15 protein-coding genes are annotated in these 12,398 nt (G+C 71.0%); 5 read left to right on the top strand and 10 right to left on the bottom strand.

Features of this window, described 5'->3' with window-relative positions; genetic code table 11:
• Positions 1-49 precede the first annotated feature (49 nt).
• On the top strand, positions 50-826 hold the full coding sequence (gene pstB / locus ACZ7GZ_RS25695) for a phosphate ABC transporter ATP-binding protein PstB (RefSeq protein WP_471027675.1): 777 nt from the start codon (positions 50-52) through the stop codon (positions 824-826).
• Positions 827-967: 141 nt separating this feature from the next.
• On the opposite strand, the gene ACZ7GZ_RS25690 is transcribed toward pstB, so the two are convergent.
• The gene (locus ACZ7GZ_RS25690; RefSeq protein WP_471027673.1) at positions 968-1,966 is read right to left on the bottom strand and encodes an inorganic phosphate transporter; all 999 of its coding nucleotides are present in this window, start codon (positions 1,964-1,966) and stop codon (positions 968-970) included.
• A gap of 7 nt (positions 1,967-1,973) precedes the next feature.
• Positions 1,974-2,594: a DUF47 domain-containing protein gene (locus ACZ7GZ_RS25685; protein ID WP_031173265.1), complete on the bottom strand. Its 621-nt coding sequence runs from the start codon at positions 2,592-2,594 to the stop codon at positions 1,974-1,976.
• 233 nt (positions 2,595-2,827) lie between these two features.
• Between ACZ7GZ_RS25685 and ACZ7GZ_RS25680 the strand changes: the two genes are divergently transcribed.
• Entirely contained in the window at positions 2,828-3,133 is a 306-nt protein-coding gene (locus ACZ7GZ_RS25680; protein ID WP_020940900.1) for a metal-sensitive transcriptional regulator, read from the top strand.
• Between the two features lie 36 nt (positions 3,134-3,169).
• On the opposite strand, the gene ACZ7GZ_RS25675 is transcribed toward ACZ7GZ_RS25680, so the two are convergent.
• Together ACZ7GZ_RS25675 and ACZ7GZ_RS25670 are read right to left on the bottom strand one after the other, a co-directional pair.
• A complete protein-coding gene (locus ACZ7GZ_RS25675; protein ID WP_471027701.1) occupies positions 3,170-3,328 on the bottom strand; it encodes a hypothetical protein in 159 nt (52 codons plus the stop codon).
• A 101-nt stretch (positions 3,329-3,429) separates the two neighbouring features.
• Positions 3,430-4,278, bottom strand: coding sequence for an SCO4651 family lipoprotein (locus tag ACZ7GZ_RS25670; protein WP_471027672.1), 849 nt, complete (start codon positions 4,276-4,278; stop codon positions 3,430-3,432).
• A gap of 142 nt (positions 4,279-4,420) precedes the next feature.
• On the opposite strand from ACZ7GZ_RS25670, the gene ACZ7GZ_RS25665 reads away from it, so the two are divergent.
• From ACZ7GZ_RS25665 to ACZ7GZ_RS25655, 3 genes are all read left to right on the top strand, one after another.
• The gene (locus ACZ7GZ_RS25665; RefSeq protein WP_471027671.1) at positions 4,421-4,606 is read left to right on the top strand and encodes a hypothetical protein; all 186 of its coding nucleotides are present in this window, start codon (positions 4,421-4,423) and stop codon (positions 4,604-4,606) included.
• A 153-nt stretch (positions 4,607-4,759) separates the two neighbouring features.
• Complete coding sequence (locus ACZ7GZ_RS25660; RefSeq protein WP_471027670.1) at positions 4,760-5,176, top strand: NUDIX hydrolase; 417 nt, start codon at positions 4,760-4,762, stop codon at positions 5,174-5,176.
• Between the two features lie 87 nt (positions 5,177-5,263).
• Positions 5,264-5,932, top strand: a complete 669-nt coding sequence (locus ACZ7GZ_RS25655) for an HAD family hydrolase (RefSeq protein ID WP_471027669.1) — start codon at positions 5,264-5,266, stop codon at positions 5,930-5,932.
• A gap of 22 nt (positions 5,933-5,954) precedes the next feature.
• Here the strand turns inward: ACZ7GZ_RS25655 and ACZ7GZ_RS25650 are convergent, their stop codons facing one another.
• The 6 genes from ACZ7GZ_RS25650 to ACZ7GZ_RS25625 all read right to left on the bottom strand — a co-directional run bounded on the left by ACZ7GZ_RS25650 (position 5,955) and on the right by ACZ7GZ_RS25625 (position 12,389).
• Positions 5,955-7,079 (bottom strand): CHAD domain-containing protein, encoded by a 1,125-nt coding sequence (locus tag ACZ7GZ_RS25650; RefSeq protein ID WP_471027668.1) that lies wholly within the window; start codon positions 7,077-7,079, stop codon positions 5,955-5,957.
• Positions 7,060-9,417 carry an RNA degradosome polyphosphate kinase gene (locus ACZ7GZ_RS25645; protein WP_471027667.1) on the bottom strand — a complete coding sequence of 786 codons (2,358 nt, stop codon included), beginning with the start codon at positions 9,415-9,417 and terminating at the stop codon, positions 7,060-7,062. The genes ACZ7GZ_RS25650 and ACZ7GZ_RS25645 overlap by 20 nt, the downstream gene beginning before the upstream one ends.
• 203 nt (positions 9,418-9,620) lie before the next feature.
• Positions 9,621-10,547 carry a mycothiol synthase gene (gene mshD, locus ACZ7GZ_RS25640; RefSeq protein WP_471027666.1) on the bottom strand — a complete coding sequence of 309 codons (927 nt, stop codon included), beginning with the start codon at positions 10,545-10,547 and terminating at the stop codon, positions 9,621-9,623.
• A gap of 61 nt (positions 10,548-10,608) precedes the next feature.
• A complete protein-coding gene (locus tag ACZ7GZ_RS25635; RefSeq protein WP_471027665.1) occupies positions 10,609-10,839 on the bottom strand; it encodes a hypothetical protein in 231 nt (76 codons plus the stop codon).
• Between the two features lie 225 nt (positions 10,840-11,064).
• Complete coding sequence (locus ACZ7GZ_RS25630; RefSeq protein ID WP_471027663.1) at positions 11,065-11,502, bottom strand: MarR family winged helix-turn-helix transcriptional regulator; 438 nt, start codon at positions 11,500-11,502, stop codon at positions 11,065-11,067.
• Complete coding sequence (locus tag ACZ7GZ_RS25625; RefSeq protein ID WP_471027662.1) at positions 11,499-12,389, bottom strand: NmrA/HSCARG family protein; 891 nt, start codon at positions 12,387-12,389, stop codon at positions 11,499-11,501. The genes ACZ7GZ_RS25630 and ACZ7GZ_RS25625 overlap by 4 nt, the downstream gene beginning before the upstream one ends.
• Positions 12,390-12,398: the final 9 nt, after the last annotated feature.

Below are 12,398 nucleotides of genomic sequence, written 5' to 3'. Positions count from 1 at the left end.
GGCGGCCAACAGCGACCGAGCTTGAATCTCTGGAAGTGAAGTAGACGACATGGCCAAGCGAATCGACGTAAGCGGACTGACCGCCTACTACGGCTCCCACAAGGCGATCGAGGACATCTCGATGACCGTCGAGCCGCGTTCGGTGACGGCGTTCATCGGCCCCTCCGGCTGCGGCAAGTCGACGTTCCTGCGCACGCTGAACCGGATGCACGAGGTCACCCCCGGTGGCCGCGTCGAGGGCAAGGTGCTGCTGGACGACGAGGACCTGTACGGCACCGGCATCGACCCGGTGTCCGTCCGCCGCGAGGTCGGCATGGTGTTCCAGCGCCCCAACCCCTTCCCCACGATGTCGATATTCGACAACGTGGCGGCGGGCCTGCGCCTGAACGGCAAGTACAAGAAGTCGGAACTGAACGACATCGTCGAGAAGTCCCTCAAGGGCGCGAACCTCTGGAACGAGGTCAAGGACCGCCTGAACAAGCCGGGCTCCGGCCTCTCCGGCGGCCAGCAGCAGCGCCTGTGCATCGCCCGTGCGATCGCGGTGGAACCGAAGGTCCTCCTGATGGACGAGCCCTGCTCGGCGCTGGACCCCATCTCGACCCTGGCGATCGAGGACCTGATCGGCGAGCTGAAGGAGCGCTTCACGATCGTCATCGTGACGCACAACATGCAGCAGGCCGCGCGTGTCTCGGACCGTACGGCGTTCTTCAACCTGGCGGCGGTGGGCCAGCCCGGCCGCCTCATCGAGATCGACGACACCGAGCGGATCTTCTCCAACCCGTCGGTGCAGGCGACGGAGGACTACATCTCCGGCCGCTTCGGCTGATCGGCCCCTGATCCCCTCGCGGTGCTGCATGGCGGTGCCACCGCGAGGACGCAAAAGGGCCCGCCCCTGGCTCCCGGGGGCGGGCCCACTGCGTTCTGCTGCTCAGCCCCGGCCGATTCGCCGGGCGCTCGGGAAGGGCGGTTACAGGACCGTCAGGTTCAGTACGCCGAAGGCCAGTGCGGCCACCAGTGCGGCGGCCGGCATCGTGATGAACCAGCCCAGGACGATGTTCTTGGCCACGCCCCAGCGGACGGCGTTGACGCGCTTGGTGGCGCCCACACCCATGATCGCCGAGGTGATGACGTGGGTCGTGGAGATCGGGGCCTTGAAGAGGTACGCCGTGCCGAACATGATCGAGGCACCGGTGGTCTCGGCCGCGAAGCCCTGCGGCGGATCGAGTTCGATGATCTTGCGGCCGAGGGTGCGCATGATGCGCCAGCCGCCCGCGTAGGTGCCGAGGGAGAGCATCAGGGCCGAGACGATCTTGACCCAGACCGGGATCGGATCACCGAAGGTCTCGTGGCCGGAAATCACCAGTGCCATCACCACGACACCCATCGTCTTCTGGGCGTCCTGGAGGCCGTGCCCGAGCGCCATGCCCGCCGCCGAGACCGTCTGCGCGATGCGGAAGCCCCGCTTGGCCTTGTGCGGGTTGGATCGGCGGAACAGCCACATGATGGCCAGCATGACCAGGTAGCCGACGATCAGGCCGACCACCGGGGACAGGAACATCGGAATGATGATCTTGTCCACCACGCCGTTCCAGTGGACGGCGGTACCGCCTGCCAGGGCCGCGCCCACCAGGCCGCCGAACAGCGCGTGGGAGGAGGAGGACGGCAGGCCGAAGTACCAGGTGGTCAGGTTCCAGGTGATGGCGCCGACCAGGGCGGCGAAGAGGATGCCCAGGCCGGTCGAGCCGGCCGGGGTCTCGATCAGGCCCTCACTGACCGTCTTGGCGACGCCCGAGCCCAGGAAGGCGCCGGCCAGGTTCATGACCGCGGCCATGGCGAGGGCCGCCCGCGGGGTCAGCGCCCGCGTCGACACCGACGTGGCGATCGCGTTCGCCGAGTCGTGGAAGCCGTTCGTGTACGTGAAGAAGAGCGCGACCGCGATGGTCACGACCAGGGCGAAGGTGGCCATCGACGCCTCAGGACTCCTTGACGGCGATGGTCTCCACCGTGTTCGCCACGTGCTCGAACGCGTCCGCCGCCTCTTCCAGGACGTCCACGATCTGCTTGAGCTTGAGCACCTCGATCGCGTCGTACTTGCCGTTGAAGAGGTGCGCGAGAAGCTTGCGGTGGATCTGGTCCGCCTGGTTCTCCAGGCGGTTCACCTCGATCCAGTACTCGGTGAGGTTGTCCATCGTGCGCAGGTTGGGCATCGCCTCCGCCGTCAGCTCGGCGGCCCGGGCCAGCACCTCGATCTGCTGCTCGACGCCCTTCGGCAGTTCCTCGACGTTGTAGAGGACGACCAGGTCGACGGCCTCCTCCATGAAGTCCATGATGTCGTCGAGGGACCCGGCGAGGGCGTAGATGTCCTCGCGGTCGAACGGCGTGATGAACGAGGAGTTCAGCTGGTGGAAGATCGCGTGCGTGGCGTCGTCACCCGCGTGTTCCGCGGCCCGCATACGCTCTGCGATCTCGGCTCGGGCAGGTGCGTCCGCCCCGAGCAGTTCCATCAGGAGCTTCGAGCCCGTGACGATGTTGTCCGCGGATGCGGCGAACATGTCGTAGAAGCTCGTCTCCCTGGGGGTCAGACGAAAGCGCACTTGGGGTCCTCGCGGTGCTTCGGTTTCGGTCAGGCTGATGCTAGGCGCATCATCCGGCCACGGCTATCGGGCCGCATCCCAGTGTCGCCCATCGGGCAGAGTGATCAGCACGGGGGCGTACCAAGGCCCTCCTACCCCGCGGAATTCGTTACCATATACCCAGTAGGGGTATGTATCCACTTGATCCGCGGGATCCGTGGGATCCGCCGTTCGTCCGAGAGGGAGGCCCAGCGATGACGACGACCGAGGCCGGCGCCACGCACGGCTACCACAAGCAGAAGGACGAGCACCTCAAGCGGCTGCGCCGGATCGAGGGCCAGATCCGCGGCCTGCAGCGCATGGTCGACGAGGACACGTACTGCATCGACATACTCACCCAGGTCTCGGCCTCCACCAAGGCACTGCAGTCCTTCGCGCTGCAGCTGCTGGAGGAGCATCTGCGGCACTGTGTCGCGGACGCGGCCCTCAAGGGGGGCGACGAGATCGACGCGAAGGTGGACGAGGCGACGAAGGCGATCGGCCGTCTGCTGCGCACCTGAGCCGACCCGGGTCCCACCCGGCTCACGCCTGGGTCCTCAGGCTTCCTTCTCCTCGGCGACCCGCAGCACCTCGTCGATGCTCTCCAGGCTGAGCCGGTCCTCGGCCGCGGAGGCCGCGATGATCAGCTCTCCGCACAGCTCGATCTCGGCGAGGGCCACATGGTCCTGCACCGCCGTACCGCCGACCGGAGCCACCCGCCTCACCTCTTCCCTGCCGTCACCGAATTCCTAGAGTAGGCAGCCCTCTACACGCCGCGCATGGCACGGACGGGCTACTTACGGGGTGATGGGACGGACTAGTTGCCGCCCTCGGCGATGCGGCCCGCGTAGATGTCCGCCGAGCGTGGCAGCCGTACGCCGGCGGGGGCGCCGAAGTCGTACAGCAGCGTCGTCGAGGCGACCGCCACCGGGATCTTCTGCCGGCTGTTGACGAAGCTGAAGTGCTGTCTGAGCTTGCGGATGCGGCCCTGGTCGTCCAGATAGGCGTCGAACGGAACCCGGGTGGTGGCGAACCCTTTCGCCGCCGCGGCCAGCGGCTGCCGGTAGTCGGCGGAGGCCAGGCGGGCCGCGCTGCGCAGGTCGGCCGTGCCCCGGTAGTGCCGTACGGCTGTGCCGCCGACCTCGGTCCTGCCGACGTAGGTCGCCGTCCGCGTCCCGCGCAGCACCTCGGCCGCCGCGTACGGGTCGGTCGCGCCGCCGGTGACGAGGTTCCCGTCGGACAGCGTGGCGGTGTCGACCCGCACCCACTTGTCGGCCGGCACACCCGCACCCCGGTTCTTCATGAACAGGGCGCCGGGAGCGAGGAGTTCCGTGATCGGCTGGTGCTCGGCGGTGCCCGACGGGTCCTCGGGCAGGACGACCGTGAGCCGGCCGAGCCGGCTGTGGAAGTCGTAGACGCCCTTGCCGCGGATGGTGACGCGGGTGCCGCCCGCGGCCATCTCCATGGACGTGGTGGCCTTGGAACTGCCCGCGCCGCTCAGTGTGTCGGCGCTCCGGTGCAGAACGGCGACCGGGTCGCCCCCGCCCCTGACGTCCTCGGCGGCGGCCCCGGTGCCGGAACAGCCCGTGGCACCAGCCCCGAGGCCGAGCATGATGCCGACCGCGACGAACGTCCTGCCCGCGTTCCTTTGCTGCCGCCGATCCATCGCCTGCCTACCCCCAGCCGGTACGTCCGTCACGGGCCCCCTGTCGTCCGGATAACGACGGGTAGGAGGCGCCGTCACGCGCGGGCCGGGCGCGGGGACAGCCGTGCGAACCCTTTGCGCACGGGTGGGTAACGTTGTCGGGGTGACAGTCACCGCGGTACGGCAGGACGGGCCGGAACACGCCCGGTCCGGGCAGGAACACCTCGTCACGACGACCGAACAGGGCCGCTTCTGCGTGGCCCGCTGCAGCTGCGGCTGGCGCGGCCCCGCCCGCAGGGCCCGCAGCCAGGCCCGCACCGACGCGGAGGGCCACCTGGCGGACCTGTGACCGCCGCATCCCGCCCTTGGGCCCAGGGGATGAAGTGGCCGGAAACCGTCCCGGCCGCCCCGCAACGCACCGGCTTCGGGCGGCCGTTCGCGAGGAGGGCGCACCGTGCTGCTCCTGGCCGGGCGCGGCCCTGGAACCGGGCAACATGGACCCATGGGACGTACCTCACCGGTTCGTGCGGCCGGCTGTGTGCTCTGGCGCCGCTCATCCTCCGGCACCGTCGAACTGGCCCTGATCTTCAGGCCCAGGTGGTCGGACTGGTCCTGGCCGAAAGGGAAGATCGAGAAGGGCGAGACGGCCCGCGCTGCCGCCCTGCGAGAAGTACAGGAAGAGACCGGGCACACCTGCCGGCTCGGAGCCGGCCTGCCGTCTTCCCGCTACACCGACCACCGGGGCCGGCAGAAGGAAGTCGAGTACTGGTGCGCGGAGTCGACGGGCGGGACCTTCGAGCCCACCGCCGAAGTGAGCGAGCTGCTCTGGCTGTCGCCGGATGAAGCCCGCGCACGTCTGACCTACGAACGGGACAGGGAACTGATCTCCCCGGCCCTCGCAGCCATCGAGCGCGGGTAGGTCGGGCGAGGCGCTGGTCGATCCAGGGCGTCCGGAGACCCGGCTACGCCTCGGACGTCAACTCCCTTGTGCTGGCATGATCGAGGCGTGACCAGCGAAACAGCGCAGCCCGGCCGGACGAGGTACGTCCTGTTCGATGTCGACGGCACGCTGATCGACGCCCTGGACAACCAGCGCCGGGTGTGGCGAGCGTGGGCGGAGCACTACGGACTGGACCCGGACGAGGTCTACGGGGTGGCTCTGCGGACCAGACCCGTCGAAACCTTCGCCCAGGTCGCTGCGTGCCACGATCCGCGTGAGTGCCTGGCCACGCTGCACGAGCTGGAGGACGACGACGTCCGGTCCGGCCTCTACACGGCCTTCGACGGTGCGGCAGAGGTGCTGTGCGGCCTGCCGCCGGGGTCCTGGGCTCTGGTGACCTCGAACTACGAGCACCGGGTGCGCGGCCGTTTCCTGCGGACGGGCCTGCCGGTGCCCGGCCTGATCGTCGACGCAGCCGCTGTCGCGGAGGGCAAGCCGTCTCCCGTTCCGTACCTGCAGGCCGCTGCGCGACTGGGTGCGGAGCCGGGAGACTGCCTGGTCATCGAGGACGCCGCGTCCGGAGTGCGGTCCGGGCTGCGTGCCGGTATGACGGTGTGGGGCGTGAACGCCCCCGCCCCGGTGGAGGGCGTGCACTGCCACTTCGCGAGCCTGCGCGAAGCCGTCCCGCACATCCTGGCCTTCGCGTCCGGACCCACCGGCGACGCCGTGGCCTGACCTGGCGCAGGCCACGTGGGCCTCAGGGTGCGCTGACGGTCTGCTTCTGCCAGGCCTGCTGGAAGGCGAACCTGGCGGCCTCCACCTCGTGCCGCTGGTCGGCGTGGAGCACGCCGAGCGCGTACGCCGTCGCCGGGGCGATACGGGGGGTACGGGCGGCCTGGGCCGCCGCCGCTGCCGCCTCCGAGGCGTCCCGGTGCCGGTTCAGCGCCTGCCCCGCCGCCAACAGCCGTACGTCCACCGGCGCGTTGCCCCCGTGCAGCACCTCCCGGGCGTACCGGTGCAGGCGCAGCAGCAGGCGGACCTGGTGCCAGGGGCCGTCCTGCGGGTGGGGGGACGGGTCCGGGGACAGGCCGTGGACGAGGGCCTCCGCGTTGTACGGGTGGCCCGCGGTGACCAGGGGGAGCGCGGTGATGGCGTCTGTCAGCCGTTCCTCCGCGGCGGCTGCCAGGGGGCGCAGGCCGGTGGTGGGGGCGGTGGCGGTGAGGGGGACCTCGCTGGCGAGTACGGCGACCTTGTCGGCGACGGCGTGGAAGCGGGAGGAGCCGAGGGCTTGCAGCGCCGTGGAGTGGGCTCGGGTCCGGGCCAGCGTCAGCTGGCGTTCCAGCAGGGCGCCGGCCTTCGCCGCGCCGACGGTCAGGCTGCCGCGTTCTGCGGTGGTCGTCCGGTTGGCCGGGCCACTGGCGTCGGCAGGTGCCGCTTTCAGTGGCGCGGGCGCCGCCCCGGCGGCACGACTGCCGGCAGCCACGACGGCTGCCGCATCGACCGCCTGGGCCGGGAGCGCCGTCACCCCCGACAGGCGGTGCAATGCCAGGAGCAGCCGTTCCAGGCGGGACTCGTATGCGTGCTCCAGGCCCAACGTGCCCGACAGCCACGCCAGTTCGGGTCGCATCTCCTCGGACCAGTCGGGGTCGAGGAGGGGGCGGAAGGTGTGCAGGCTGCCGCTGACCCGGCGGGCCGAGCGGCGCAGCAGGCGTGCCGCGTCGACGGGTTCCTCCGTGCCGTTCGCCGTGTTGCCTCCCGTCTCGCGGTGCAGGCGCAGGGCGCGGAGGAACTCCGTGGCCTGGGCGCGCAGGTACGCCGCCAGGGCGTCCCCGGTCACCACCTCGGCCGTGGGGTCCGTCGGGTCAAGGTGTTGCTGTGCCACGCCGGCGCCTCCGGGCGTCTATGAGCATCTCCTGGACGTTGCGCAGGGGTTGGCCGTCCGCGTCGGTCGCGCGTCGCGTCCACTCGCCGTCCGGGCCGAGGTGCCAGGAGACGGTCGTGTCGGACATGCCGGTGTCCAGCAGCCGGTTGAGGGCTGCGCGGTGGGCGGGGTCGACGACCCGCACCAGGGCCTCTATCCGGCGGTCGAGGTTGCGGTGCATCATGTCGGCGCTGCCGATCCACACCTCGGGTTCGCCGCCGTTGCCGAAGGCGAACACGCGGGAGTGCTCCAGGAAGCGGCCGAGGACCGAGCGGACCCGGATGTTGTCGGACAGGCCGGTGACGCCGGGGCGGATCGCGCAGATGCCGCGCACCCACACGTCCACCGGCACGCCCGCCTCGGACGCGCGGTAGAGGGCGTCGATGACCGCCTCGTCGACTATGGAGTTGACCTTGATGCGGACGAAGGCCGGACGGCCCGCGCGGTGGTGCTGGACTTCCTTGTCGATCCGCGAGATCAGACCGTCCCGCAGGGACTTGGGGGCCACCAGCAGGCGGCGGTAGGTCTCGCGGCGGGAGTAGCCCGACAGGCGGTTGAACAGGTCGGAGAGGTCCGCGCCGACCTGCGGGTCGGCCGTAAGCAGGCCGAGGTCCTCGTACAGGCGCGCCGTCTTCGGGTGGTAGTTGCCGGTGCCGACGTGGCTGTAGCGGCGCAGGGTCTCGCCCTCCTGGCGGACCACCAAGGACAGCTTGCAGTGCGTCTTCAGGCCGACCAGGCCGTAGACGACGTGGCAGCCGGCCTCCTCCAGCTTGCGCGCCCATTTGATGTTGGCGTGCTCGTCGAAGCGGGCCTTGATCTCGACCAGGACGAGGACCTGTTTGCCGGACTCGGCGGCGTCGATGAGCGCGTCGACTATCGGGGAGTCGCCGGAGGTGCGGTACAGGGTCTGCTTGATCGCGAGGACGTCGGGGTCGGCCGCCGCCTGCTCCAGGAAGGCCTGCACCGAGGTGGAGAAGCTGTCGTACGGGTGGTGCAGCAGTACGTCCCGGGTGCGCAGGGCCGCGAAGATGTCGGGCGCGGACGCCGACTCGACCTCGGCGAGGTCCCGGTGGGTGCCGGCGATGAACTTCGGGTACTTCAGCTCGGGCCGGTCGAGGCTGTGGATGCGGAAGAGGCCGGTGAGGTCCAGGGGGCCGGGGAGCGGGTACACCTCGGCCTCGCTGATCTTCAGCTCGCGGACCAGCAGGTCCAGCACCTCGCGGTCGATGGACTCCTCGACCTCCAGGCGCACCGGCGGGCCGAAGCGGCGCCGCATGAGCTCCTTCTCCAGGGCCTGGAGGAGGTTCTCGGCGTCGTCCTCCTCGACCTCCAGGTCCTCGTTCCGGGTCAGCCGGAAGGCGTGGTGCTCCAGCACCTCCATACCCGGGAACAGCTCCTCCAGGTGGGCGGCGATGACGTCCTCCAGCGGGACGTACCGGCCCGGGGCGGCCTCCAGGAAGCGGGACAGCAGCGGCGGCACCTTCACGCGGGCGAAGTGCTTGTGGCCGCTGACCGGGTTGCGCACGACGACGGCCAGGTTCAGGGACAGGCCGGAGATGTACGGGAACGGGTGCGCGGGGTCCACGGCCAGCGGGGTGAGGACCGGGAAGATCTGGTGGCGGAAGAGCGTGAAGAGGCGGGCCTGCTCCTTCTCGGCAAGCTCGTTCCAGCGGACCAGGTGGATGCCCTCGTCCGCGAGTGCGGGGGCGACGTCCTCGTGGTAGCAGGCGGCGTGCCGGGCCATGAGCTCGCGCGAGCGGGCCCAGATCATCTCCAGCACCTCGCGCGGCTGCAGGCCGGAGGCGGAGCGCGTCGCCACACCGGTGGCGATGCGGCGCTTCAGCCCTGCCACCCGGACCATGAAGAACTCGTCCAGGTTGCTGGCGAAGATCGCCAGGAAGTTCGCGCGCTCCAGCAGGGGCGTGTTCGGGTCCTCGGCCAGTTCCAGGACGCGCTCGTTGAAGGCGAGCCAGCTGCGTTCACGGTCGAGGAACCGGCCCTGCGGCAACGGTGCGCCGTCGACCTGCGACTCTTCGTATGCGTCGAGGTCGGCATCGAGGTCGGGTTCCAGATCGGAGACGGTCGCGGACACCGTGTGCGGGCGGTGCGCGGCGATGGAGCCCACGGAGGGCTGGACGTGCTGGACCTCGGCTGCCTGGGTGTCTTGCTGACTCATGAACCCATTCTTCCGCGCCATGGGCGAGACGGGCGCGTCGGAACGTGCGGGAGGGAGCGTCACGGTCCCGTTCACCGCGGGCCCCCCGGGGGGCGGCGAAGGCTCTGGCACGGCGGGCTTCATTGGCCGAGCGTCGCAAGCCTGGCTGAATCGATGGTTACGGCGACATGACGTGCGGGATAGCGCAGGGCGGCTCCCGGGCGTCATGATCGCGAATGTGACGTTCCGGTGCCCCTCGCCGGTGCGGGCCGGGAGCCGGTCGCCGCCGGCTACGGCCCGCGGTCGCCCGTAGCCCGACGGTGATCAGGTGTGCCGGCGGCCGGTGCTCAGGTCTCCGTGCGGTACATCAGGTCCGTCTCGTACGTGCTGAACCCCAGCCGCTCGTACACCGACACCGCCGCCTGGTTGTCGGCGTCGACGTAGAGCATCGCGGTCGGCAGCTGCTGGTCGGCCAGGTGGCGCAGGCCGATCGTGGTGAGGGCCTTGCCGAGCCCGCCGCCCTGCTCGCCGGGCCGCACGCCGAGGACGTACACCTCGCCGAGCCCCTCCTCGGCGTGCACCTTGGTCCAGTGGAAGCCGATCAACTCCCCGCGCCGCTCGGCGAGGAAGAACCCGGCCGGGTCGAACCACGGCTGGGACTTGCGGTCGTCGAGGTCCCGCTGGGTCAGCGAGCCCTGCTCGGGGTGGTGGGCGAAGGCGGCGGCGTTGACGTCGAGCCAGGCGGCGTCGTCCTTGCCGGGCACGAAGGCGCGCACGGTCACGCCCTCCGGCAGTACCGGTCCGGGCAGCGCCAGATCGGTCAACGGCCGCCGCATCTGGCGCAGTTCGCGGAACAGGGTCAGGCCGAGCACCTGGGCGAGATGCCGGGCGGCGGAGTGCCCGCCGTGCGCCCAGACCCGCAGCCGCTTGCCGGAGGCGGCGAGCAGCGCCGAGCCGAGCGCCCGGCCGTGCCCGTGCCCGCGGTGCGTGGGGTGTACGACGAGTTCGGCGGCCGGTGCCTCCACCGGGTCGGTGTCCTCCAGCTGGGCGTAGCCGACGAGTTCGCCGCCGACGGTCAGCAGCAGATGCGAGACGCCCTCGCGGGCACCTCCGCGCAGCTGCAGCCGCCCCTGCTCGGACACCGGCTGCTGTCCGTCGACCCGGGCGGCCTCGGCGAGCAGGGCCAGCACGGCCTCGGCCTGGTCCGGAGTGAGCGCGGAATGGGTCTCGATGGAGCGGGCGGGGAAGGCCCGTACGGTGTCGTCGCTGCTCATGGGTAGAGGGTACGGCAGGTGACTCATTGATTGAGGTCTCACCGGAATTGCCCTTTTCCGGCTAGGTGGTCTGGAAGACCTCGTGCATGTTGCGTTCGCAGTTGCCGGCCCACGTGTCGAGCACGTCGTCGACCGACACGGACGGGAAGGCGGCGCCCGGCTCCCCGGCGACGGCCCGCGCGATGAACTCTTCCCGCATCCCGGGGCCGTACGGCTTCCTCAACTCGGGGTTGCGCAGCGGCGCGAGAAAGGCGGCCTCCAGTCGGTCCTTGACCTCCTGCACACCGCCCACATCGGCAACACCTTGCCACTGGAGCCCGCTGCTCGGTGCCGGTGCCGGTGCCGGTGCCGGTGCCGGTGCCCAGGAGGCCGTAGGCGAGGGCGGCGGTGGCGGTGAGCGCGAGCGGCCGGCCGGACCCGAGCGCCGTGCGGCCCCTGCGGTGGCGGGGCTTGGCCGTACCGCGGTGCTGCGGCATGCGGGGCTGACCTTCTCCCGGGGGTGACCGCCGGGCAGTCGTCACCGGCCGGGCGAAAGGTTGCCGTCCTCCGCGGTGACGTCCTCCGCGTTGGTGGCCATGCGTTCCAGGACCCGGACGGCGGTGCGGTACTCGTCGGGCGAGATTCCGGTCATGCACCGGTCGCGGAACGCGTCGACCCGCTCGGCGACGGCGGCCAGCCGGCGCCGGCCGTCCGGGGTGAGGGTGAGCCGGTCCCGGGCGGTGCGGGTCGCCCAGCCGCCGGTGAGTACGGCGTCGACGGACGCCTTCAGCGTGGGGACGTCGGCGTTGACGGCGAGGGCCGACAGGACGTCGGAGTCGCCGGCCCGGGGTGTGTCGCGGAGGACGTTGAGCACCTGCCAGTCGACACGGGTGAGGCCGAACTCCGTCAGCGTGGCGTTCATGGCGTGGGTCAGGGCCTTGTCGGTGCGGTTGAGCCAGTAGCCGACGGGTTTCATGCGGGGGTTCCTCCGAGGGCGGGGTCGGTCAGCAGCCGCGGCCAGTCCTGTGCGGACGCCCACTGCGCGAAGGTGTGCCAGCCCACCTCGGGGCAGGAGCGCCGCAGGCCGGCGACGTCGACATCCAGACCGTGGGTGTTGAAGTACTCGAACATGGCCGCCAGGTCGGTGGAGTGGGCCCGGACGTACTGCAGGGGCACCTCGTGGTGGGTGACCGGGCGGCCGGTGGCGGTGGCGAGGACGTCCGCGATCTGTGCGGGCGTACAGGTGTCGGAGGCGATGTCGATGCGACTGCCGGAGAACTCGTCGCGGCGGTCCATGACCAGGGCGGCGAACGCGCCGATGTCGGCGGAGGGGATGAGCGTGATCGGCCGGTCGGCGGGCATGGGCCAGCCGAAGGTGTTCTCGCGCAGCCCTTCGAGGGCCCAGCCGCCTGCGTGGTTGTCCATGAAGGCGGCCGGTGCGATCACCGTCCAGGGCACCCCGGACTCGCGCAGATGCCGTTCGATCGCGTACTTGCTGTCGTAGTGCGGTATGCCGGTGCCGCGGTCGGCGTGCGCGGCCGAGGTGAGGACGACGTGCCCGAGGCGGGCGGCGGAGGCGGCGTCGACCAGCGCCCGGCCCTGCCGGACCTCGGTGTCGGTGTCGGTGCCGAACGGGGTGGTGACCGCGAAGAGCGCGTCGGCGCCGGTGAGGGCCGCGTCGAGGGAGGCGCGGTCGTCGAAGTCGGCGCGGCGGATCTCGGCGCCGAGGGTGCGCAGGGCGGTGGCGGCCGGTGCGTCGGGGCGGCGGGTCAGGGCGCGGACGCGGTGGCCGGCTGCCAGCAGGGCGCGGGCGGTGGCCCCGCCCTGGGCGCCGGTGGCGCCGGTGACGGCGACGGTGAGCATGGGTGTCCC

Source organism: Streptomyces sp. NPDC037288 (assembly GCF_055603265.1).
Note: the sequence above shows the minus strand (reverse complement) of the source record. Positions and strands in the feature narration are given on the sequence as shown.